The sequence below is a fragment of the Paenibacillus sp. SAFN-054 genome (assembly GCF_051966755.1).
Taxonomy (GTDB): Bacteria; Bacillota; Bacilli; order Paenibacillales; family Paenibacillaceae; genus Paenibacillus_AQ.
Genome location: NZ_JBQCKS010000003.1, coordinates 472,552 through 494,451 on the forward strand (window position 1 = coordinate 472,552; position 21,900 = coordinate 494,451).

Genomic DNA, 21,900 nt, shown 5'->3' on the forward strand with positions numbered 1-21,900 from the left:
GGGGAGGAGATGCTGATTCTTTTCCAAGTCATCACCGTTATTTTGTTCATTCAGCTTAGCTTTGCATTGTGGAACGCCGAGCTGCTTCCCCGTCTGGGACAAGTGGACCAAAACTGCAGGACCCGCCATCCCGGCTGCCTTCTTACCGAAGCCATGACTGAGGCTGAGGGGCAGCCGCTCGTGTCCGTCTGCATTCCGGCCCGCAATGAGGCCGGAAATATCGAAGCTTGCCTGCGTTCCGTCCAGGCCAATGTCCCGGAGCGCTTTGCCGTGGAAATTCTCGTCCTTGACGATCATTCCGACGATGGGACGGCAGAGCTTGTCCGTTTGATGTCCGCTGCGGATCAGCGGATCCGGCTTCTATCCGGAACCGAGCTTCCGCATGGATGGATGGGGAAATCGTATGCATGCCATCAGCTGGCTCAGGCGGCACAGGGCCGCTGGCTGCTGTTCCTGGATGCCGATGTCCGGATGGGCCGGGACGCCATCGAGTCTGCCATGGCTACGGCGCTGCAGCAAGGAACGGGGCTTGTCACAGGCTTTCCCTACCAGCAAACGGGGACATGGATGGAACGGCTGGTTGTACCTATGATGATGTTCACGATCATCTGCCACCTTCCCGTTCTGCTGGTGCGGCGGAGCGGCGATCCCCGGTTCGTGGCGGCTCACGGAGCGTTTATGCTGATCGACAGGGATACCTATGACTTATGCGGAGGCCATGAGGCGATCAGGTCTGGTCTTGTGGATGACATGGCGCTTGCGCGGCGGGTTAAGGAAGCCGGAAAACCGGTTACTCTTGCGGATGCCAGGCATCATTTGAAGATGCGGATGTATTCGAGCGGACGGGAGGTTTGGCATGGTTACCAAAAAAATATATACGAAGGCGTCGGACGCAGCGGCTTCATTCTCGGCGGGATGCTGATCCTTTATTTCTTTTTGTATTTGCTGCCCCTACTTTCTGTTGGTATGATTTGGGTAATAGGTTATAACGAGTCAGCATGGTGGGCTTTCGCAGCCATCCTGGCCGGCATGGCCGTCAAGTGGACGGCGGACCGGGCCGGGGGCCAGCCATCGTGGCTGTTTCTGCTGCTGCCCGTCAGCATATGCTGCTTGTCCGCCATTGCGTTAAGCTCCTGGAGGGCGGGAAGGACCGGAAGAGGTTACATATGGAAAGGCAGGCGTTACGAATGACCAACAAAGCCATTGTTATAGGCGCGGGAATCGGGGGACTTTCCTGTGCGATCACGCTTGCCTCCAGGGGCTGGAATGTGACCATTCTGGAACGGCAGCAGGAGGCCGGCGGCAAGCTGCAGCGGGTTTGCAAGGATGGGTATACCTTCGACCGCGGGCCGAGCACCATTACGATGCCCCATGTTTTCCGCAGCGTCTTCCGTGGCGCAGGGGCCGACATGGACGATTATGTGGGAATGTATGAACTGGAGCCGCGCGCGCGGAATATATTCGCTGACGGTTCCGTCATCGATTTGACACGAGATGTGGAGAAGATGAAGGACCAAATTTCGACGTTCAGCCCTTCCGACGCACTGCAGTACGAAAGCTTCCTTCGGGAATCGGCAGAGCTATTTCACTTATCGGAGGAGTATTTCCTGAACAAGCTGCTGCTTAAATGGCGGGACAAGGCGAGTCCGGCTATGCTGCGCAGCCTGCTGCGGGTAAGGCCGGCCACCTCGCTGCAGTCGCTGCTTCAACGCTATTTCAAGCATCCCAACACCCTGGCGATGATGAGCAGATATTCGACCTATGTAGGCTCGTCCCCTCATCAAGCCCCCTCCATCTTTGCCATGCTCGGTCACGTGGAGGCGGAAATGGGCATTTATGGCGTCCGCGGCGGAACTTATGCGCTGGTAGAGGGGATGGCCAGGCTCGCCAAGGAGCTGGGCGTAGAGCTCATCACCGGGACGGAAGTCAAGCACATTGCCGTGCGGAGCGGCAAAACGGAAGGCGTAGATACCGATCGGGGCTTTTATCCGGCTGAGACGGTCGTGGCGAACGGCGATATGCTGAGCGTGAACCGGATGCTGCTTGATGAGGATGACCGCCCCTCCATGAATAATGAAAAGATCAGAAGCTACGAGCCTTCGTTGTCCGGCTTTGTCACGCTGGCGGGGGTTCCTCGCCAATACAGCAAGCTGCTGCATCACACCGTGTTTTTTCCCGAGCATTACGGACGCGAATTTCAGGAGATTTTCGGGGACAAGATTCCTGCCGAACATCCAGCGCTTTATATCTGCTATTCGGGGTACTCGGAAAAGAGCATGGCACCGGACGGATGCAGCAACCTTTTTATCCTGGCCAACGCGCCGTATCTCAGCCCGCTGACCAACTGGAACACGGAGACGGAGGCTTACGGGGCAAAGGTTATGAGCGATCTCAAGGCATACGGCTTGGCGGATATCGACCGAAATGATGTGCTGATGCATTACACCCCGCAGGACATCGCCAAAGACACCTTGGCTTACAAGGGGGCGATCTACGGCATATCCTCGAACTCATTCAGGCAGACGTTCTTCCGTCCGGGCAACCGGAGCAAGGACGTAGACGGACTATGGTTCGTGGGAGGTGCCACGCATCCGGGCGGCGGAACGCCGATCGTCACATTGTCCGGCAGGCTTGTAGGTGAATATATCGATGCACATAAGGTATAATATATTTTTCTGCATCCGTTGAACCAGAGAATGGGAAGGCGCTTCGCAGGGGATTTCGGATGGAGCCAAGCAGGAGAATGGTTAAACTTTAGTTCATTTGATATAGACGATCACGATCGGACAACGTTAACAGCGCGAGAAAGGAGCCCGCCATGAACGAAAAACACACAGATTCGCTGCTGCCTGAGGTGCCCACGGGTGAACGGAAAATAGAGCATGTCCGCCTCTGCTTGAACGAAGAGGTGGGGAGCGTAGGTGTGACTTCGGGTCTTGAAAACTACCGTTTCCGTCATAACGCCCTGCCGGAAACGGATTTTAACGAGATTTCCCTGGAGACAAGCTTTGTGGGCATGGCCTTGCGGACGCCGCTGCTTATCAGCTCCATGACAGGCGGTAGCCGGGCGACCGGAGCCATCAATGAACGGCTTGCAGCCGCGGCCGAGGACAGGGGCTGGGCACTTGGGGTCGGCTCGGTCCGCGCGGCGCTGGAGAAGGAAGAGCTGGCTTCAACCTTCCATGTCCGCAGGCATGCCCCGAGCATCCCGGTCATTGCCAATCTCGGCGCGGTGCAGCTGAACTACGGTTTTGGCGCTGAGGAATGCCGCCGTGCCGTGGATATTGCCGGCGCGGACATGCTGGTGCTGCATCTGAACGGGCTGCAGGAGGTGTTCCAGCCGGAGGGCAACACGAACTTCAGCGGCCTTCTGCTGCGGATCGAACAGGTGTGCAGACAGCTGCATGTCCCGGTAGGCGTCAAAGAAGTCGGCTGGGGCATCGACGGCGAAACCGCATCACAGCTGCTGAACGCGGGTGTTGAGTTCGTGGATGTAGCCGGGGCCGGAGGCACCTCCTGGAGCCAAGTGGAGAAGTTCCGCAACAAGGACGCGGTACGGCGTGCCGCCGCGGAGGCGTTCGCCGGATGGGGGACCCCTACGGCAGAATGCATTACGGAGATCCGGAAAGTGTCCCAGGAGGCAGGATTGATCGGGAGCGGCGGCTTGAGGAGCGGCGTCGACGCGGCCAAAGCGCTAGCGCTCGGGGCCAATCTGGCAGGCTACGGACGGAGCTTGCTGGGAGCGGCGGTGGAGTCGGAGGACTCGCTGCACGCGGCCCTCGAGCAGGTAGAGTTTGAACTGCGCACGGCCATGTTCGGCATCGGAGCCGCGGACGTCGCGGCGCTCCGTGCCACCAAGAGATTGGTAAGAATAGCATGATCAGCAAGCCTTCAGCCCGGCGTGCACGGGATTTGGAGGCTTTTTTGCAGGCTTGGCCGCCGGGGTCTTTATCTTGATGCCCCCAGGGTTCTAATATATAATGGTTAGGACCTGAGAGGGTCTGCCCTCTCGCGTGTAAATGGATTTTATGAAGGCTTTATAGCCCATTCCAATATGAAAATAGGAGTTGTCATATCCATGGCTTTGAAAGCAGGTATCGTGGGACTGCCGAACGTAGGCAAATCCACTTTGTTTAATGCGATTACCCAGGCGGGCGCAGAATCCGCCAACTATCCTTTTTGCACCATCGATCCGAACGTAGGCGTCGTTGAGGTGCCGGACGAGCGACTGGACAAGTTGACTGAGCTCGTACAGCCGAACAAGACGGTTCCTACTGCATTTGAATTCGTGGACATTGCCGGTCTGGTTCGCGGCGCAAGCAAAGGCGAGGGACTCGGCAACAAGTTCCTGGCCCATATCCGCGAGGTTGACGCGATCGTGCATGTCGTCCGCTGCTTCGAAGACGAGAATATCACGCACGTCGACGGCAAGGTGAATCCGGTAAGCGATATCCAGACGATCAACCTGGAGCTGATTCTCGCCGACCTGGAAAGCGTGGATAAGCGCATCGAGCGTTCCCGCAAAAACATGAAGGGCGGCAACAAGCAGTATGAGCAGGAAGTGGCCGTGCTTGAACGCGTGAAGGAAGCATTGTACAACGATCAGCCTGCGCGCAGCATCGAGCTGTCCGACGACGAGAAGGCGATCGTCCGCGATCTGCATCTATTGACCCTGAAGCCGGTCCTCTATGCAGCCAATGTCAGCGAAGATGAAGTCTCCGATGCCGACAACAACCCGTACGTACAGCAGGTCAAAGATTTCGCAAAGGCCGAGAACGCCGAAGTGGTACCGATCAGCGCCAAGGTCGAGGCGGAAATCGCCGAGCTCGAAGGCGACGACAAGGCGATGTTCCTGGAGGAGCTGGGCCTTGAGGAATCCGGTCTGAACCGCCTGATCAAAGCGGCGTACCGCCTGCTGGGCCTGTACACTTACTTTACAGCCGGCGTGCAGGAAGTCCGTGCATGGACCATCCGCAAGGGAATGAAAGCACCGCAGGCGGCAGGCGTCATCCACACCGACTTCGAACGCGGATTCATCCGTGCCGAGGTGGTGTCCTACGATGACCTGGTGGCAGCGGGCACGATGAACGTGGCCAAAGAACGCGGCCAGCTGCGCCTTGAGGGCAAGGAGTACGTCGTTGCGGACGGCGACGTGATGCATTTCCGTTTTAACGTATAAATGTTAACCGATGGAGAAGACGGGGCTGTCCGTGTGCAGCCCGTCTTCTTCACAGGACCGTCCCTGATTGCCGAAGTGCGGCAAACGGGACGGTTTTTTGTAACATCCATCAAGCAATACATCGTGGTGAAACAAAAAAGAACCTTGAGCAGGCGTAAGCCCTTCAAGGTTCTTTTTTGTTTAAGAAAGCAGAAAGTATAAAGATCGTAGCCAAGCCCTTCAATGATATCGCAAGAAAAAAACAACAACTTCATGCGGTCTGTTCTCTTTGAAGGTACGTTGATTGACGTTTACTCACCGTAATTCACTTTGATGCTGCCGTTGGATGTCGTCAGCTCCACCTTGTTCGAACCGTCGCCAAGCGTGGCAGCCCCTTTGTTATCGCCGCTTTCCTCGCTCCAGGGAATGTCGCCCTTGACGGAGGAGTTGGAGGTTTTCGCCTTGACTGCGGCGTTCGTGTTCTTCGGCACGTTCAAGGAGATGCTGCCGTTCGAGCTGGTGCAGGTCCAGTCTCCGCCAATGGCTGATGTCCCTTTGATGGAGCTGTTGCTCGTTTTGGCCGTGACCGTACCTGCGATCCGATCCAGCGTCAGGCTGCCGTTTGACGATTTGACCTGTGCCGCTCCGCCGATGTCGGACAAATGGACCGAGCTGTTGGACGTTGTCGCGGAGACGCTGCCTTTTACGTTGTTTAACGTAATCGAAGCGTTCGACGTTGAGGCGGAAGCCTTGCCGTTAATGTTCTTGAGCTTGATCGAAGCGTTCTTCGTGACGGCGGTGACGTTCGAATCCAGCTGATCGCCGGTAATCGAGTAGTCTTTCGTGTGTACCTCGACTTCAAGCGCTTTGGGAAGCTCGACGTTCAAGTATTCATCGTCAAGGCTGTTAAAGCCGATATGAATGGACAGCTCATGCTGCGGCTCGAGAGAGAGGACCAGCGTATCGCCGGATTGGTTGACCTTCCAGTCCTCTTTTACGATACGGTCTGCAGCTTCCTGGCTGGAAGCATTCCGGAGACGGAATCTTCCTTCGTAAGAGAGACTGGCCTTCTCCGAACCATGGACGTTAACGTTACCCTTATCCACAATAATCTCTACCCGCTTGATGCCTGCGGCAATTTCGGTAGAACCTTGGACCTTGCTCACATACCCTTTGTTGAAGATGCTGCTCCAATTCGGAATGGCGACCTGCGCAGCGCTGACAAGCATCAGCAGGATGAGTATCGTGACGCTGCCGCCGCCGAGGCGGATGCGCTTCTCGGAATGAATCACGTTGGCGAGCACGACTTCCAGGCCGAGAAGGATCAGCAGCACGGGCCACACGTATTTGAGCGCCTCGAAAGAGATCACGTGGTTAAACTGCAGCAAAATCATGACCCCAATGCCGATGAGCCCGATGGCGGTGGTCCACCTGCCTACTTTAACGGTGGGCGGGGCAGTATTGATGGGAGTGTTCATAGAGACTCGCTTCCTTTACGTTCAGGTCTTTTGAATAAAAGCCACAGGCCGTAGCCGATCAGCGCGACAGCGAGCAGAACGCTTGCCACGTTTTGCTGGAGCAGCCAGTGCCAGAGATCGGGGAATATGGTCATGAGCAGCACCATCGCACCGACCAGAACGCAGGCTCCACCCGTCCACACGGGATTCATGGAGGTTTCCTTCTGATATCCTCCGAGCGTCATCCAGTCCTGCGCCGTCCACGGGTACCCGAAGGTCTCCTGACCCATCATCATGCGCTCATGCTCCGCGGCTGCGGCCTTCATCCAGGTAGCTTTTTGCAGGGCGTCAAACATCTGGTAGAACCATAGAATCGCAAGTGCGAACGAGAAGATCAGCGGAATCGATGGAATTAAAATGATGCAGGCGCAGGTGCCCATCATAATCTGCAATCCCTGCTTGGTGAAATTGAGGTACAAGTGGCCGAGGCCCGGAACCAAAGCGAGCAGGAATGTGGCCCATTTACTTTTTCTAATCATCGTTTACCCTCCTTCATGATATGGTCCACGGAATTGGAGAAGATCTCCGTCGCTTGCGTAATGCCCGTCTGCAAGTGCTCGAATACCCCGAACTGGAACAAGCAGAAGGCGATACAAGCGGCAAGCCCGAAATGGGCGATCATCGTTTTCCGTGAATCCTTTGGCTTCGTGCGGGAAGCCTGACGTTTATACAGGGGCGGCATCTGCCGGATTTCATTCATCACATCTAACGTCAAATCCGGTATTTCAAGCTCCGTATCGGGCTGCTGCCAGATGCTGGCCATCTCCTCGACCTCTTTCAGCCACTCTTGGCAGGAGGGACAGGTACGCAGATGCCTTTCAATATAAAGGGAGGATTCGGGCGGCAGTTCACCTGCGGCGTAAGCCCCCAGCTGATATTGTATAAATTCGCATTTCATCGTAATTCCTCTCCTTTCTTTCGCATCATGGCCCGGGCGCGGTACAGCTGCGACTCAACCGTCTTCGGCGTTATGCCGCGCCTTTCGGCAATTTCCTGATATGAGCAATGTTCAAAATAGTACATCCGGACGGCTGACTGGTAGGGCTCAGCCAGCTCGTCGACAATCCTTCGGAGATTGCGGCTCCGCTCTTGCGACAATACGATCTGCTCGGGTGTTTCGTCCGTTACCCAGTCGTTTTCGGTTACTTCCCCAGGACTCCGCCGTGCCTGCTCGCGCTGATGCGCGCGTTTCCAGTCGAGACATTTACGGACGGCAATCTGGTACAGCCAAGTGGAGAAGGAGGAATCCTCGCGGAAGGCCGGCAGCGCCGAGTAAGCCTTCATAAAGATGTCCTGGGACAAATCTTTGGCCGATACGTCATCGGCCGTTATTTTGAGGCACACATGGTACACCATATTCTGATAACGCTGCACCAAAAATTTATAGGCTTCCGGGTGGCCTGCCTTGACGGCCCGGACCCACTGCAACTCTTCCAGTCTTCTCCCCCCTGTCGCTTTCGATTTAGTTTGACGATGCATCTTCAGGTATCCCTGCAGCATTTTCGAGAAAAAATTAAAGGCAAGACATATCCATTATTTTCCGCTACGTTACAGTGGCAAGCACTTTTATGGGAAAGCGGATGCCGCAGGGCAAATCCGGGCAAATTTCTTATGAATTAAGCTTTTCCCGCGGTTTTATAGCTGGCGAAATTGTATAATGCATGATATAATAAAAAGTCGTCTGATCCTATATGTGTATAAAGAAACCCGGGTAACGGGAAGTCTTTTCGCATCATTTTGTATTCAATAACGGGATAAACGGCGCTTTTCTTTATATGCAACAACCGAAAGCATTTTGAACAGGAGAGGTGAACCCCCTTGTTGGACCGATTACAAGCTTTGGCGGACCGCTACGAAAAGCTGAGCGAGCTGCTATGTGATCCTGATGTTGTGAATGACAGCAAGCGACTTCGGGAATATTCCAAAGAACAATCCGACTTACAGCCTGCATTCGAGGCGTATACTGAATATAAAACTGTAACCGAAGAACTGGATGCGGCGAAAGTCATGCAGGGCGAGAAGCTCGACGACGACATGCGCGAAATGGTGAAAATGGAAATCGAAGAGCTGACGGCCCGCCAGACCGAGCTCGACGAGAAAATCCGTGTGCTGCTGCTTCCGAAAGATCCGAACGACGAAAAGAACGTTATTGTGGAAATCCGCGGCGCGGCCGGCGGGGACGAAGCGGCGCTGTTTGCTTCCGATTTGTACCGCATGTACACCCGTTATGCTGATAACCAAGGCTGGCGCGTGGAGCTGATGGATGCCAATACGAACGACCTCGGCGGCTTCAAAGAGGTTATATTCATGATTAACGGGCGCGGCGCGTACAGTAAGATGAAGTACGAAAGCGGCGCGCACCGCGTGCAGCGCATTCCTGCGACCGAATCGGGCGGACGTATCCATACGTCGACGTCGACGGTGGCCGTGATGCCTGAGGTCGAGGATTTCGATATTGAAATCCATGACAAGGATATCCGCGTGGATACGTTCTGTTCCAGCGGCGCGGGCGGACAGTCCGTTAATACGACCAAATCCGCCGTACGCGTCACGCACATCCCGACAGGGATCGTCGCGACGTGCCAGGACGGCAAATCGCAGAATTCGAACAAGGAGAAGGCACTGCAGGTGCTTCGCGCCCGGATCTTCGATATGAAGCGCCAGGAAGAAGAAGCCAAGTATGCCGGCGAGCGCAAGAGCAAGGTCGGTACCGGCGACCGCAGTGAACGGATCCGCACTTACAACTTCCCGCAAAGCCGTGTGACGGATCACCGCATCGGTCTGACGCTGCACAAGCTCGACCAGGTGATGAACGGCGAAATCGAAGAGATCATCTCCGCGCTGAACATTGCCGAGCAGGCGGACATGATGGAAAAAGGGGAATAACGCTTTGCAGGAAACCACTTTTGTGATGACGCCAAAGCAAACGATACGGGAAGCCTTTATAGAGGCTTCCTCTTTTTTAACGGCATGCGGCGTGACGGAGCCGCAGCGCAGCGCCCAGCTGCTGCTTGAGCATGTGCTGGGGCTGGAAGGGGCCGCCTATTACATGGCGCTGCCCGAGATGTTTCCCGCTGAGCGCACGGAGCTGTGGGAGCGGGCGGTATCGCGGCGCGGTGCAGGAGAACCGGCGCAGTACATTACGGGAGAGCAGGAGTTCTACGGCATCCCCTTTGAAGTTACGCCGGCCGTGCTGATTCCGCGGCCGGAGACGGAGCTGCTCGTGGAGGCCGTGCTGGAGCAGGCCGGACGGCTGTGGCCGCAGGGCGCGAAGCCTGCGGGCGGCGTCTCTGAGGGCGGCGCGATTGCATGCGCCGACATCGGAACCGGCAGCGGCGCCATCGCGGTCACGCTGGCGCTGCAGGCCCCAAGCTGGCGGGTGCACGCCAGCGACATCTCGGCGGACGCGCTGCGGGTCGCCGCGCGCAACGCCGCCGCAAACGGCGCTAAGGTTGCCTTCCGGGAAGGCAACCTGCTCGAACCGTTTGCGGGCTGCGGGCTGGACATCCTCGTGTCCAACCCGCCGTACATCCCTGCGGCCGACATCGCCGGCCTGCAGCGGGAGGTGCGCGACCATGAGCCGCGCACCGCGCTGGATGGCGGCGCGGACGGCCTTGCGCCGTACCGCATCCTGATGGAGCAGCTGCCGCTGCTCCAGGCCCCGCCCCGGCTCATCGGATTCGAGCTCGGGCAGGGGCAGGCGCAGGACGTCGCAGAGCTCCTGCGCGCCGCGGGCCATTGGGACGAGATCATCATCGTCCCGGACCTTGCCGGCATTGAACGCCATGTGCTTGGCGTAGCGAATCAGCCGCGTTAATTTTGTATTGCATCCGGGTTAAACTACAATAGAGATAAGGAAGCCAGATTTTTCCGATTCCTAACACATATTGGAGGATGCCGCATGCTGCAGAAATTCAAACGAATGGATATGTCCATCATCCTGATCCTGCTGGCGCTGATGGTCTTCAGCCTGTTCTCGATATACAGCGTCACCGTTGGCCGGCCGAAGGTCGGGCATTACGCGGAGCGCATGGCTATTTATTACGTCCTTGGCTTCGCGGCCTTTTTGGGTTTCTCGCTGGTCAGCTACAAGCTGCTGATCAAGTATGCGTTATATATCTATCTCTTCGGTCTCATGCTGCTTGTCCTCGTTTTCTTTATCGGCAATGAATATTATGGCGCCAAAGGCTGGATCACGCTTCCGGGCGGTCTCAGCCTGCAGCCGGCAGAACTGTTCAAGCTGTTTCTGGTCATATTCATTTCCTTTGTGCTGGTAAGAAAGCGGAAGAACAAACTTTCCTTCTGGAGCGATGTCGTACCCCTCGGACTCATCACGCTCGTGCCATGGGCTCTGGTCATGCTGCAGAACGATCTCGGCAACGCGCTCAGCTACATGATGATTTTGGCCGGGCTGCTGTGGATTGGCGGTATCAAATATACGCATGCATTCATCGCTTTGGCCATCGGATTCGCCGCGGTATTCAGCGGCATTCAGGCCTACATCCATTATCACGATAAAGCCGTTAAGCTAATTAGCGAGGATCTGGGGAAGACACACTGGATCGCGCGCTTTGACCCTTGGCTCGTGCCGGATCAGGCATCCCGCGACGTCAGCTGGCAGACCTACAACGCGAAGCTGGCCATCGGGTCGGGCGGCATTGAAGGCAAGGGCTATATGAAGGGGACGACGGTGCAGTCTGAACGGGTACCGCTGGCTTATGCCGATTCCATCTTCGTGCAGATCGCCGAGGAGTACGGATTCATCGGTTCGTCGGTCCTGCTTCTGCTGTATTTCATTTTGATTCATCGCATGGTTCTCATCGCGGCAGACTGCCGCGACCGGGCAGGGCCTTACCTGATTACCGGGATTATAACCATGTTCGTGTATCAGATTTTCGTGAACATCGGTGCCTTTATCGGTCTGATGCCGCTCACAGGCATTACCCTTCCCTTTATCAGTCACGGGGGCACCTCGCTGCTGATCAACATGATCAGTGTCGGCATCGTCATGAGCATCCGCATTTACGGACAGGAAGAGGAAGAACCGTTTCCGCTGCCGGAAGGTCCGCCGGAGGGAGGCTGGCTCAGCCGGACGGTACAGCATATCCGCAATGGATTTATCAGGAATTGAATCTAGCATGGCTATTCCTTTACAATAGACAAGTGAGATTTCGATCAGCATCACGGCAGGAGGGGCATAAAGAGCCCCGCACAGGAGGATAGCAAATGCTTCAAAAACTGAAAAAAGTGGATTACGTCGTCGTATTCATCCTTTTCATATTCATGGGTATCAGTCTGATGGCCATCTACAGCGTAACAGCCGGAACGAAGTTTGAAGGTTCCCACATCAAAATGCTGGAGTATTACATATTGGCCTTTATCGTATTGTTTGGGCTCATTTTACTCGACTATAAGCTGCTCGTTAAGTATGCGCTGTATGTGTATTTATTCGGTATCTTGCTGCTGATTGCCGTCAATTTTCTCGGATCGGACGTCAACGGCGCACAGGGCTGGTTCAAAATCGGAGGCTTCAGCTTGCAGCCGGCCGAGCTGTTCAAGCTGATTCTGATCATATTCTTGACCTATTTGCTGATGAAGCGGCCCAAAGCAAGGCTGTCCCTCTGGCGGGACGTACTGCCGATCGGGGGACTGACCTTTATCCCGTTCGCGCTCGTCATGCTCCAGAATGACCTGGGGAACGCGCTCAGTTACGTGCTTATCCTGCTCGGGCTATTATGGATCGGCAATATCAAGTTTCTGCATGCGTTTCTTGCGCTCGTCATCTTAGCGGCGGTGGCCATCGGCGGTATTTTCTCATACATCCATTTTCACGATAATATCGAGAAGTTTCTGAACGGTATCGGGCGGAATCACTGGACCGAACGTATCGACCCTTGGCTCGTACCGGACAAGGCTACGGCGAAAGCCTCGTACCATACCAAGAACGCGAAGCTAGCCATCGCATCCGGAGGCATGCTGGGCGAAGGTTATATGAAGGGCACCTCGGTGCAGTCGGGCCGCGTTCCGTATACGTATTCCGACTCCATTTTCGTGGAAATCGCCGAAGAATTCGGCTTTGTCGGATCCTCGGTCGTGCTGCTCCTGTACTTCATTCTGATTCACCGGATGATCCTGATCTGCCTGGAATGCCGGGATCGCGCCGGTCCGCTGCTGATCGTCGGGGTCGTCTCGATGATGCTGTATCAGATATTCGAGAATATCGGCGCCTTCATCGGTATCATGCCGCTGACCGGGATTACGCTGCCGTTTATCAGCTACGGCGGTACCTCGCTGCTGATCAACATGGCGAGTATCGGCATCGTGATGAGCGTACGCGTGCATGGCCAGGAGATTAACGAAGACATTGTCATGCAGTCCCAGAAGCTTGCGTCAACCAAACATGCATGAAGCAGAGGCCGCTCGCCAGGGTCCCATATGGGGCAAGGTGCAGCGGTCTTTTTTATAGATATCAGAAGTATAAAATTCGAAGCAAGACCATCCTGATATCGCAAGAAAAACATCCCCAAAGCGCGGTCTGTCTACTTTGAAATTGCGACGATAGGCGTTTTTCTTAAGATTATAGAATTTATAAGTTTTCAGCGAAGCTGAACAATTCTATAATCGCAAGAAAAACAACATCTTAAATGCGGTCTGTCTACCTTTGAAAGTACGTCGATAGGCGTTTTTCTTATAGATTCATAGATTGCGGGGTTTAAACTCTATCAAATCCGGACACAATGATCAGTATCATAAGGATTTGATAGAGGGGGAACGAATCATGTATACGAACCGTTATGAAAAAGAAGACCGTCTCCGGTCTCTCGTTAAGAATACCGCCATTATTTTTTGTATCCTGTTTATGCTTGCGATGACCTGGGAAGCTCAAAAAACCGACGCCGCCGTCGCAGGTGGCCCGATCCCGCAGGAATCCATACGCCTGCGCATACTCGCCAACTCGGATAATCCGGATGATCAGCTGGTCAAACGCGAAATCCGCGACGCGGTCGTGGCTGAGATGGACGGCTGGGTGCAGGAGCTGGAGGACCCGCAAAGCCTGAAGCAGGCGCGGGAGACGATCCTGCAGCACCTGCCGGAGCTGAACGAGCTGGTCGGCAGGGAGCTGGATAAGAAGGGGATCGCATACGATTACAACGTCGAGCTTGGCGTCGTACCGTTTCCGACGAAGCTATACGGCGGCACCGTCTACCCGGCGGGCGAGTATGAAGCGCTGCGGATTACGCTCGGCGAGGGCAGAGGCCAGAACTGGTGGTGCGTATTGTTCCCGCCTTTATGCTTTATCGATGCCGGCAGCGGCGATGCGGCCGCGCAGCCGGCAGCAAAGGCTGAAGCAGGCAAGGATCAGGGAGCCAAAGTAAAGAAAACGTCGTATACTCCGTCCGAGAAGGATGATCAAGCAGTTCAAGACGCGGATGCGGCGCCTGCGCCGGTCACTGCGTCCAAGACGGAAGTCCGCTTTTTCCTCTGGGATCTGCTTGATGGCATCGCAAGCTGGTTCAAATCGCTGTTCTAGGCCGCAGAGACGGGGATGGGCTCCGGGATGTACGCCGCGGAAAAAACTGTGCTAATATATTAAGAAAACGTCCCGGCTTACTCTCAAAGGAGACAGGGCCGCATCGAGTTGTTGTTTTGAGAAAAGCATTTTCGATACCAAAAGACAGGCCGCTGCGGATGCAGCTTATTATAAAGTGCTGAACAGCAAAAGGGCGCCTGCAAGGCGCTTTTTTGCGGGTTGATCATAGAAAAGAAAGACGGGATGGAAATGACGCATACAGAAAAAGAAACCGGGGCGGGTACCAAGGCTACCCCTCCGTATTGGCATGTTGATCCGAAAGCCATGAAGGAACGCTCAAAGCTACAGGAGCTCCTCAAGGAAGCAGCTGCACTGCTGCGGGATGGCCGGGTTGTCGCTTTTCCGACGGAGACCGTATACGGGCTGGGCGCGGATGCCCGCTCGACTTCGGCGGTTGAAGCCGTGTTCACCGCCAAAGGGAGACCATCGGATAATCCGCTGATCGTGCATATCTCGAAGGAGGAGCAGCTGGATGGCCTGGTTCAGGAAGTCAGCGAGCCAGCTCGCAAGCTGATGGATGCCTTTTGGCCGGGGCCGCTGACGGTCGTGCTGCCGGTCAAGCCGAATGTGTTGTCGCCGCGGGTGACAGCCGGGCTGGGCACAGTAGGGATCCGCATGCCGGATCATCCGGTAGCGCTCGCCCTGATCGAGGAGTCCGGCTGCCCGGTTGCCGCACCGAGCGCGAACCGCTCCGGCCGGCCGAGTCCGACCCTTGCCAGCCACGTTCTCGAGGATCTTGGCGGCTCGATTGACGGGATCGTCGACGGCGGGGCCACGGGCGTCGGCGTGGAATCCACCGTCGTGCAGGTGCTTGCGGATGGAAGTATTGCCATCCTGCGTCCTGGCGGCGTTACCTTGGAGCAGCTCGCGCAGGCTGCCGGCGTTCCGGTGCAGCTCGATCCCGCATTGGTCTCGGAAACGGGAAGCGAGCAGGCGCCGCGGGCACCAGGGATGAAATACACCCATTATGCCCCTAAAGGAGAGCTCAGCATCGTGACCGGGGAATCGCCGTCTGCGGTGTCCGATTGGATCAATGCCCGCCTGCGGGAAGCTGCTGGGCGCGGCGAACGGACGGGCGTCCTGGCATTTGAAGAGCATGCGGCGGATTATCAGGCTGATTGCGTGCTGTCGCTGGGCAGCCTTTCCGATCTGGACACGGCTGCACATCGTCTATACGCCCATCTCCGCCGCATGGATGAGGAGAACGTCGGGTTTATTCTATCCGAGGCTTGTCCGGAGGAGGGGCTCGGGGCGGCGATCATGAACCGGCTGCGCAAGGCCGCGGGCCAATCCGTCATCCGGCTTGGTCATACAGAATGAACTGAAGTTCCACCTTGCTGATCCTTGATTTTCATTTAGAACAGGCGTAGGGCCTTTCTTTCGTTCAATGTATACAGGGCAGTGCGCTTCCCATGTATAAGTCATGATTGTCCACTTGTCCGCATATGGTTGTACAAGAACCTAACGGACATGGGGGAGTTATGAATGTGGGAGACGTCTGCAGGCCTGGGGCAGCTGATTACGATACTGATTATGGCCGCGGCACTGGGAATGGACGCATTTTCTTTGGGGATTGGCATCGGCATGAAAGGAATCCGGCTGCTGCATGTGCTTAAAATCAGCGTGCTCATCGGTTTTTTTCATATCCTGATGCCGCTTTTGGGCATATTCACCGGGCAGTATGTAAGCTCGCTGCTGGGACAGGTTACTACCTATGCCGCAGGAGGACTGCTGATCTTGCTTGGCGTCCATATGGTATTCAATTCTTTCCGAAGCGGCGAAACGCGGATTATTGATCATCGGTCCCTGCTGGGCATGATCCTGTTTGCTCTAAGCGTGAGCGTTGATTCTTTCTCCGTCGGCGTTTCGCTCGGCATGTTCCAGAGCAACCTGATTTTGACTGTACTGGCGTTCGGCATCTGCGGAGGTGCGATGTCCGTCATGGGACTGCTCTTAGGAAGGCGGGTAAGCCGCAATCTGGGGGATTTCGGAGAGGCGCTGGGCGGCGTGATTCTTCTTGGATTTGGCCTTGCCTTTATTTTTTGAGCTTTTCTTAAAATAAGCCTGATTTGTTGTGAAAGTATACCGATAGCCGTTTTTCATATACAATAACGTAAACAAACCAGGAGGTGCGATAGACGTGAAGCATATATTGTTTGTTTGTACGGGTAACACGTGCCGCAGCCCGATGGCGGAAGCTCTCTTGCGCAAAATGGCGAAGGACCGCGGCATAGCGGTCGAAGCCCGCTCGGCCGGCGTGGCTGCCATGGACGGAATTTCCATGTCCCGGCACGCGGAGGCGGTTTTGCGCGATCATGATATCGATGACCGGTTGACGTCCAAGCCGCTTCGGCTGGATGCGGTACTGTGGTCCGATTTGATACTTACCCTGACGCAGGGGCACAAGCAGCATGTGATCCGCAGCTTCCCGCAGGCGGTGGGCAAAGTGTTCACGCTGAAGGAATACGCGGAGAGCGATGAGGCGGTGCTGAACGATCTTGCGGAGCTGGACAGCCTGTATGCGACATGGGAGGTCAAGCGCTCCCTCGGGCAGGAGCTGAGCGACGAGGAACGCCAGCGCCTGATCGAGATTCAGCAGCGGGTGCCGAGCTTCGACATTTCCGATCCGTTCGGAGGCTCGCGGGAAGATTATGATCTGGCGGCAGCCGAAATCCGCACGGCGATCGAGCAGCTGCTTGATAAGCTGGAGTGATTCGTTTACGCCTAAAGGAATAATATTACGGATTGATTTTCGCAGTTGAATGTTTTATGATGGTTGTGAAAAAGTGAAGTTCCGGTGTAACTGGCGACAAATGTGGATCAACCACGATGGAGCACCGGGGTATACGGCCGGTCGCCTGGGCAAAAGAGCAATTCTGCGGTTAACCGCGGACTGCTCTTTTTTGTATTCATGTACCTAATAGAATAGAAAAACCATCCAAAAGGCATCCGAGCAGCGGATTTGCTGTGCCGGGTATTTTCATCTAGCGGCTCTGAAATAGGGTATAATGGTACAAGAAGTCACAAAAGCACGAATTTCAGGGAGGTTTTACGAAAGATGAAAATTGCTGTAGGTACAGACCATGCGGGAGTGCGTTTGAAGGAAGACATCATTGCTGTCATTCAGGATATGGGTCATGAAGTGGTGGACGTGGGGTGCAGCTGCGCTGACTCTGTGGACTACCCGGACTATGCCCTGCCTGTTTGCGAGCAGGTGACCTCGGGTGAGGCTGATCGCGGCATTTTGATCTGCGGCACGGGAATCGGCATGAGCATCGCGGCGAATAAAGTTCCAGGCATCCGCTGCGCGCTTGTGCATGACGTATTCTCCGCCAAGGCAACTAGAGAGCATAACGACTCCAATGTCCTGGCCATGGGCGAGCGCGTCATTGGACCGGGACTTGCGCAGGAGATCGTGAAGATCTGGGTTGGCACGCCGTTCAGCGAAGGTGAGCGGCATGTCGGACGCGTGAACAAAATCAAAGCGATTGAGGACCGTTATCTGCAGCATTAGGGAGGTGTTCGTATGGAAAGTGCCGCATCAGGCATTCCATCGGAAGTTTCACTAAAAGAGCAAGTGTCGTCCATATTACACGAGCTGGCGATTGCTGCGGGACTTGGACCCGGCAAGATCGTCGTGGTCGGGACCAGCACAAGCGAGGTGGCGGGCCAACGGATTGGCACCTCGGGAGCCCTGGATGTGGCAAACGAGCTGCTCGAAGGCATTGAGAAGGTCAGAGGGGAATTCGGCTTTGACGTCGTGTTCCAATGCTGCGAGCATTTGAACCGTGCACTCGTCATGGAACGGTCCCTTCTTGAGAGACTGCGCCTGACGGAGGTCGCCGCCGTGCCGGTGCCGAAGGCAGGAGGCTCCATGGCTAGCGCGGCTTACCGCTCCATGCAGAATCCTTGCCTGGCGGAAACGATCGAGGCGGATGCCGGCATCGACATCGGCGAAACGCTGATCGGCATGCACCTTCGGCGGGTAGCCGTTCCTTATCGCACGAAGCTTCGCTATGTGGGCAGTGCACGCGTGAATGCAGCGTACACCCGTCCCAAGCTCATTGGCGGGGAGCGGGCGGTATATAAGCTCGCTGACGGGCCGGATGGCGGCGCACATCTTTGCGATTAACGAAAGCGAGTATTTCGGTAATTCTGAACCAAAAATAGAGAGCTGAATTCAAGGGAGGAACTAGGAATTATGGATCAATTGCGTAAGAAGGACCCGGCTGTGCTGGAAGCAATGAATTTGGAGCTGAAGCGTCAACGCAGCAACATCGAGCTGATTGCCTCGGAGAACATTGTCAGTGAAGCAGTGATGGAAGCCATGGGCTCCGTCCTCACCAATAAGTATGCGGAAGGTTATCCGGGCAAACGGTACTACGGCGGCTGCGAGCGCGTCGATATCGTTGAGGATATCGCCCGCGACCGCGCCAAGGAATTGTTCGGTGCAGAGCATGCCAACGTGCAGCCGCACTCCGGCGCTCAGGCGAACATGGCCGTTTACCTCGCCGCCCTTAATCCTGGCGACACCGTGCTCGGCATGAACCTTGCCCATGGCGGTCACTTGACTCACGGCAGTCCGGTCAACGCATCCGGACTTCTCTATAACTTCGCAGCTTACGGCGTGCAGGAAGACAGCTTCCTGATCGATTATGATGAAGTCCGCAAAGCGGCCTTCAAGCACCGCCCTCGTCTGATCGTAGCCGGTGCCAGCGCTTATCCGCGCACGATCGACTTTGAAGCTTTCGCTTCCATCGCGAACGATGTGGGCGCCCTCTTTATGGTGGATATGGCCCATATTGCCGGTCTGGTAGCAGCCGGCGTGCATCCGAGCCCTGTGCCTCATGCCCATTTCGTGACGACGACCACGCACAAAACGCTGCGCGGACCTCGCGGCGGCATGATTCTGTGCAGAAAGCCATGGGCTCAGGCGATTGATAAAGCCGTATTCCCGGGCTCCCAAGGCGGACCGCTGATGCACGTGATCGCATCCAAGGCTGTGGCTCTGGGCGAAGCTCTGGACCCTTCGTTCAAGACTTATGCCGAGAATGTTGTGAAGAACGCCAAGGTATTGGCAGAAACATTGGTAAGCCAGGGCCTCAACATCGTATCCGGCGGCACGGATAACCACCTGATGCTGGTGGATACCCGCAGCGTGGACATCACGGGTAAAGATGCGGAAAAGGTGCTGGATTCGGTCGGCATCACGGTGAACAAGAATGCTATTCCGTTTGACCCGACCAGCCCGTTCGTCACGAGCGGCATCCGGATCGGTACGCCGGCCGCAACTTCGCGCGGCATGGACGAAGCTGCGATGGTGAAGATCGGAGAGATTATCGCCATGACTTTGAAGAATCCTAAAGACGATACGGTTCTGACCAAGGCTGCCGCCCTGGTGAAGGAACTGACGGATCAGTATCCGCTGTATCCTGAACTGAACTACTAATATTTGCTGATTTCATATAAGGGCTGGAAGCTTGTCTTCCGGCCCTTTTTTTGAAGCCGTATATTCATGCTTTAAAGCGCTGCAAGGCATTCGTCCCCCGGAATCTGCTGAACCTCAAGGTTTAGGCCTTGGCATAGTATGGCAAAAATAAACGTGCAGATAATAAAATGAACCAACGATAGGAAAAGCACTTCTCTTAGGGAATGCAATCTGGGAGAGCAAGGTTTCCCATTCGTTCATTTTTATGTGGGTGCAAAATCTTTTAAGGGAATGATATAATAAACAAGATTTGTGTACCTGCACGTATTTGCACATGCAAAACCGGCACTGGCAGCACTAAGACTTACAATTACCGGAGGGACAAAAACAATGGGAAAACTGGTGATTTGTGATCACCCTTTGATTCAACACAAGCTGACATTTATCCGTGATGTGCGGACGAACACAAAGGATTTTCGCGAACTTGTTGATGAGGTTGCATCTTTAATGGCTTATGAGATTACACGTGAGGTTCCGCTGGAAACGGTGAAGGTACAGACCCCTGTAGCCGAAATGGACGGCAAGGTGCTTGCCGGACGCATGCTCGGCCTGATTCCGATCCTGCGCGCCGGACTTGGCATGCTGGATGGCATGCTGAAGCTGATTCCTGCGGCCAAGGTGGGCCATGTCGGCCTGTTCCGCGATCCTGAAACGCTGCAGCCCGTCGAATACTATACGAAGCTGCCGACGGACGTGACGGAGCGTGAACTGATCGTGATCGACCCGATGCTGGCAACGGGCGGCTCGGCCATCGCCGCCATCGACGTATTGAAGAAACGCGGCTGCACCCAGATCAAGATGATGAATCTGATCGCGGCTCCGGAAGGCGTCAAGGCCGTGCAGGAAGCGCATCCTGACGTGGATATTTACGTTGCCGCGCTCGATGAAAAATTGGACGACCACGGATATATCGTACCGGGTCTTGGCGATGCGGGAGACCGCCTTTACGGAACCAAGTGAATCGAAAAGAGGGTATAGCTCATGTCTAAAATAAAAGTGATGACCATCTTCGGCGTGCGGCCGGAAGCCATCAAGATGGCTCCGCTCATTCTGGAGCTGGAAAAGCATCCCGAGCATATTGAATCGGTGGTCTGCGTTACCGCGCAGCACCGCCAAATGCTGGATCAGGTGCTGGAGGTATTCAACATCACGCCGGATTACGACCTGGATGTCATGAAGGACCGCCAAACGCTGAACGAGATCACGATCCGCGTTCTCGAGGGCCTGGAGCCTGTTCTGCGCGAAGCCAAGCCGGACATCGTCCTGGTGCATGGGGACACGCTGACGACCTTCCTGGCCAGCTACGCGTCGTTCCTGCAGCAGATTCAGGTGGGCCATGTGGAAGCCGGCCTTCGGACCTGGAACAAGCTCTCTCCCTATCCGGAAGAGATGAACCGCCAGCTGACGGGCGTTTTGGCCGATCTTCATTTTGCGCCAACCGACTGGTCTGCGGGCAATTTGCTGAAAGAGAACAAGAATGAATCAAGAATATATGTCACAGGCAACACCGTTACGGATGTGTTTCAATATACGGTACAGCCTGATTACAAGCACCCGGTGCTGGAATGGGCAGCCGGCAAAAAGCTCATTCTCATGACGGCCCACCGCCGCGAATCTCAGGGAGAACCGCACATGAACATTTTCCGGGCCGTCAAACGGATCGCGGACGAATTCGAGGATATCGCCATCGTTTATCCGGTTCATCCAAGCCCGGCGGTGAAAGAGCCAGCGCACGCCGTTCTCGGCGGACACCCGCGCATTAAGCTGATCGAGCCGCTTGACGTGGTGGATCTTCATAATTTTTATCCGCATACCCATCTGATTCTGACGGATTCGGGCGGCCTGCAGGAGGAAGCTCCTTCGTTCGGCGTACCGGTTCTCGTGCTTCGCGATACGACCGAGCGTCCGGAAGGCATCGAAGCCGGCACGCTTGAACTGGTCGGCACGGATGAGGAGATGGTTTATGAACGTACCAAAGCATTACTCAGCGATCAGGCGCTTTACGATTCGATGAGCGATGCGGCCAATCCTTACGGAGACGGCAAGGCTTCCGAAAGGATTGTTCAGGCGATTTTGCATCATTTTGGCATCCAAAACGAGCGTCCTGAACAATTTCACAGAAAGTTCACAAAGGAAAGTTAACCCA

Annotated in this window: 21 protein-coding genes and 1 riboswitch; of the genes, 17 read left to right on the forward strand and 4 right to left on the reverse strand. The window is 55.4% G+C overall.

The features are described 5' to 3' along the window. Nucleotides 1-9: 9 nt before the first annotated feature. From ACTHPM_RS17975 to ychF, 4 genes are all read left to right on the forward strand, one after another. Complete coding sequence (locus ACTHPM_RS17975) at nucleotides 10-1,191, forward strand: glycosyltransferase (RefSeq protein ID WP_440396383.1); 1,182 nt, start codon at nucleotides 10-12, stop codon at nucleotides 1,189-1,191. After that, a complete protein-coding gene (locus tag ACTHPM_RS17980; protein ID WP_440396382.1) occupies nucleotides 1,188-2,666 on the forward strand; it encodes a phytoene desaturase family protein in 1,479 nt (492 codons plus the stop codon). The genes ACTHPM_RS17975 and ACTHPM_RS17980 overlap by 4 nt, the downstream gene beginning before the upstream one ends. A gap of 152 nt (nucleotides 2,667-2,818) precedes the next feature. Beyond that, a complete protein-coding gene (gene fni / locus ACTHPM_RS17985) occupies nucleotides 2,819-3,880 on the forward strand; it encodes a type 2 isopentenyl-diphosphate Delta-isomerase (RefSeq protein ID WP_440396381.1) in 1,062 nt (353 codons plus the stop codon). 198 nt (nucleotides 3,881-4,078) lie between these two features. After that, nucleotides 4,079-5,179, forward strand: coding sequence for a redox-regulated ATPase YchF (gene ychF / locus ACTHPM_RS17990; protein ID WP_440396380.1), 1,101 nt, complete (start codon nucleotides 4,079-4,081; stop codon nucleotides 5,177-5,179). Nucleotides 5,180-5,469: 290 nt separating this feature from the next. Here ychF and ACTHPM_RS17995 read toward each other — a convergent pair whose 3' ends face one another. The 4 genes from ACTHPM_RS17995 to ACTHPM_RS18010 are packed head-to-tail and all read right to left on the reverse strand — an operon-like array spanning nucleotide 5,470 to nucleotide 8,154. Next, nucleotides 5,470-6,636, reverse strand: a complete 1,167-nt coding sequence (locus tag ACTHPM_RS17995; RefSeq protein WP_440396379.1) for a LiaI-LiaF-like domain-containing protein — start codon at nucleotides 6,634-6,636, stop codon at nucleotides 5,470-5,472. Further along, entirely contained in the window at nucleotides 6,633-7,154 is a 522-nt protein-coding gene (locus tag ACTHPM_RS18000; RefSeq protein WP_440396378.1) for a hypothetical protein, read from the reverse strand. The genes ACTHPM_RS17995 and ACTHPM_RS18000 overlap by 4 nt, the downstream gene beginning before the upstream one ends. After that, complete coding sequence (locus ACTHPM_RS18005; RefSeq protein WP_440396377.1) at nucleotides 7,151-7,573, reverse strand: anti-sigma factor family protein; 423 nt, start codon at nucleotides 7,571-7,573, stop codon at nucleotides 7,151-7,153. The genes ACTHPM_RS18000 and ACTHPM_RS18005 overlap by 4 nt, the downstream gene beginning before the upstream one ends. Then, nucleotides 7,570-8,154, reverse strand: a complete 585-nt coding sequence (locus tag ACTHPM_RS18010) for an RNA polymerase sigma factor (protein WP_440396376.1) — start codon at nucleotides 8,152-8,154, stop codon at nucleotides 7,570-7,572. Before ACTHPM_RS18010 ends, ACTHPM_RS18005 begins: the two co-directional genes overlap by 4 nt. A gap of 339 nt (nucleotides 8,155-8,493) precedes the next feature. Between ACTHPM_RS18010 and prfA the strand changes: the two genes are divergently transcribed. From prfA to wecB, 13 genes are all read left to right on the forward strand, one after another. Continuing rightward, nucleotides 8,494-9,561: a peptide chain release factor 1 gene (prfA, locus tag ACTHPM_RS18015; RefSeq protein ID WP_440396375.1), complete on the forward strand. Its 1,068-nt coding sequence runs from the start codon at nucleotides 8,494-8,496 to the stop codon at nucleotides 9,559-9,561. 25 nt (nucleotides 9,562-9,586) lie between these two features. Further along, on the forward strand, nucleotides 9,587-10,492 hold the full coding sequence (gene prmC, locus ACTHPM_RS18020; protein ID WP_440396810.1) for a peptide chain release factor N(5)-glutamine methyltransferase: 906 nt from the start codon (nucleotides 9,587-9,589) through the stop codon (nucleotides 10,490-10,492). 84 nt (nucleotides 10,493-10,576) lie between these two features. Further along, nucleotides 10,577-11,806, forward strand: a complete 1,230-nt coding sequence (locus tag ACTHPM_RS18025; RefSeq protein ID WP_440396373.1) for an FtsW/RodA/SpoVE family cell cycle protein — start codon at nucleotides 10,577-10,579, stop codon at nucleotides 11,804-11,806. Nucleotides 11,807-11,901: 95 nt separating this feature from the next. Continuing rightward, nucleotides 11,902-13,083, forward strand: coding sequence for an FtsW/RodA/SpoVE family cell cycle protein (locus tag ACTHPM_RS18030; protein ID WP_440396372.1), 1,182 nt, complete (start codon nucleotides 11,902-11,904; stop codon nucleotides 13,081-13,083). Nucleotides 13,084-13,453: 370 nt separating this feature from the next. After that, nucleotides 13,454-14,206: a stage II sporulation protein R gene (gene spoIIR, locus ACTHPM_RS18035; RefSeq protein ID WP_440396371.1), complete on the forward strand. Its 753-nt coding sequence runs from the start codon at nucleotides 13,454-13,456 to the stop codon at nucleotides 14,204-14,206. 324 nt (nucleotides 14,207-14,530) lie between these two features. After that, nucleotides 14,531-15,586, forward strand: a complete 1,056-nt coding sequence (locus ACTHPM_RS18040) for an L-threonylcarbamoyladenylate synthase (RefSeq protein ID WP_440396809.1) — start codon at nucleotides 14,531-14,533, stop codon at nucleotides 15,584-15,586. A gap of 165 nt (nucleotides 15,587-15,751) precedes the next feature. Then, entirely contained in the window at nucleotides 15,752-16,312 is a 561-nt protein-coding gene (locus ACTHPM_RS18045) for a manganese efflux pump MntP (RefSeq protein WP_440396370.1), read from the forward strand. 94 nt (nucleotides 16,313-16,406) lie between these two features. Continuing rightward, entirely contained in the window at nucleotides 16,407-16,979 is a 573-nt protein-coding gene (locus ACTHPM_RS18050; protein WP_440396369.1) for a low molecular weight protein arginine phosphatase, read from the forward strand. A gap of 76 nt (nucleotides 16,980-17,055) precedes the next feature. Next, nucleotides 17,056-17,137, forward strand: a riboswitch (ZMP/ZTP riboswitch). Between the two features lie 187 nt (nucleotides 17,138-17,324). After that, complete coding sequence (gene rpiB, locus ACTHPM_RS18055; protein ID WP_440396368.1) at nucleotides 17,325-17,780, forward strand: ribose 5-phosphate isomerase B; 456 nt, start codon at nucleotides 17,325-17,327, stop codon at nucleotides 17,778-17,780. Nucleotides 17,781-17,792: 12 nt separating this feature from the next. Next, nucleotides 17,793-18,398, forward strand: coding sequence for a TIGR01440 family protein (locus ACTHPM_RS18060; protein ID WP_440396367.1), 606 nt, complete (start codon nucleotides 17,793-17,795; stop codon nucleotides 18,396-18,398). Nucleotides 18,399-18,464: 66 nt separating this feature from the next. After that, complete coding sequence (gene glyA, locus ACTHPM_RS18065; protein WP_440396808.1) at nucleotides 18,465-19,715, forward strand: serine hydroxymethyltransferase; 1,251 nt, start codon at nucleotides 18,465-18,467, stop codon at nucleotides 19,713-19,715. Between the two features lie 369 nt (nucleotides 19,716-20,084). Then, nucleotides 20,085-20,714, forward strand: coding sequence for a uracil phosphoribosyltransferase (upp, locus tag ACTHPM_RS18070; RefSeq protein WP_136607180.1), 630 nt, complete (start codon nucleotides 20,085-20,087; stop codon nucleotides 20,712-20,714). Nucleotides 20,715-20,735: 21 nt separating this feature from the next. Further along, the gene (wecB, locus tag ACTHPM_RS18075) at nucleotides 20,736-21,896 is read left to right on the forward strand and encodes a non-hydrolyzing UDP-N-acetylglucosamine 2-epimerase (RefSeq protein WP_440396365.1); all 1,161 of its coding nucleotides are present in this window, start codon (nucleotides 20,736-20,738) and stop codon (nucleotides 21,894-21,896) included. The last annotated feature ends 4 nt before the right edge of the window (nucleotides 21,897-21,900 follow it).

What these genes read in the sequence shown, in the direction of transcription:
- ACTHPM_RS17980 (WP_440396382.1), top strand. Translation starts at nt 1,188, where the DNA reads ATGACCAACAAAGCCATTGTTATAGGCGCGGGAATCGGGGGACTTTCC.
- ACTHPM_RS18045 (WP_440396370.1), top strand. Translation starts at nt 15,752, where the DNA reads ATGTGGGAGACGTCTGCAGGCCTGGGGCAGCTGATTACGATACTGATT.
- ACTHPM_RS18040 (WP_440396809.1), top strand. Translation starts at nt 14,531, where the DNA reads ATGAAGGAACGCTCAAAGCTACAGGAGCTCCTCAAGGAAGCAGCTGCA.
- rpiB (WP_440396368.1), top strand. Translation starts at nt 17,325, where the DNA reads ATGAAAATTGCTGTAGGTACAGACCATGCGGGAGTGCGTTTGAAGGAA.
- ACTHPM_RS18030 (WP_440396372.1), top strand. Translation starts at nt 11,902, where the DNA reads ATGCTTCAAAAACTGAAAAAAGTGGATTACGTCGTCGTATTCATCCTT.
- ACTHPM_RS18010 (WP_440396376.1), bottom strand. Translation starts at nt 8,154, where the DNA reads ATGCATCGTCAAACTAAATCGAAAGCGACAGGGGGGAGAAGACTGGAA.
- fni (WP_440396381.1), top strand. Translation starts at nt 2,819, where the DNA reads ATGAACGAAAAACACACAGATTCGCTGCTGCCTGAGGTGCCCACGGGT.
- upp (WP_136607180.1), top strand. Translation starts at nt 20,085, where the DNA reads ATGGGAAAACTGGTGATTTGTGATCACCCTTTGATTCAACACAAGCTG.
- wecB (WP_440396365.1), top strand. Translation starts at nt 20,736, where the DNA reads ATGTCTAAAATAAAAGTGATGACCATCTTCGGCGTGCGGCCGGAAGCC.
- ACTHPM_RS17975 (WP_440396383.1), top strand. Translation starts at nt 10, where the DNA reads ATGCTGATTCTTTTCCAAGTCATCACCGTTATTTTGTTCATTCAGCTT.
- spoIIR (WP_440396371.1), top strand. Translation starts at nt 13,454, where the DNA reads ATGTATACGAACCGTTATGAAAAAGAAGACCGTCTCCGGTCTCTCGTT.
- prmC (WP_440396810.1), top strand. Translation starts at nt 9,587, where the DNA reads ATGACGCCAAAGCAAACGATACGGGAAGCCTTTATAGAGGCTTCCTCT.
- ACTHPM_RS18025 (WP_440396373.1), top strand. Translation starts at nt 10,577, where the DNA reads ATGCTGCAGAAATTCAAACGAATGGATATGTCCATCATCCTGATCCTG.
- ACTHPM_RS18060 (WP_440396367.1), top strand. Translation starts at nt 17,793, where the DNA reads ATGGAAAGTGCCGCATCAGGCATTCCATCGGAAGTTTCACTAAAAGAG.
- ACTHPM_RS18005 (WP_440396377.1), bottom strand. Translation starts at nt 7,573, where the DNA reads ATGAAATGCGAATTTATACAATATCAGCTGGGGGCTTACGCCGCAGGT.
- ychF (WP_440396380.1), top strand. Translation starts at nt 4,079, where the DNA reads ATGGCTTTGAAAGCAGGTATCGTGGGACTGCCGAACGTAGGCAAATCC.
- ACTHPM_RS17995 (WP_440396379.1), bottom strand. Translation starts at nt 6,636, where the DNA reads ATGAACACTCCCATCAATACTGCCCCGCCCACCGTTAAAGTAGGCAGG.
- ACTHPM_RS18000 (WP_440396378.1), bottom strand. Translation starts at nt 7,154, where the DNA reads ATGATTAGAAAAAGTAAATGGGCCACATTCCTGCTCGCTTTGGTTCCG.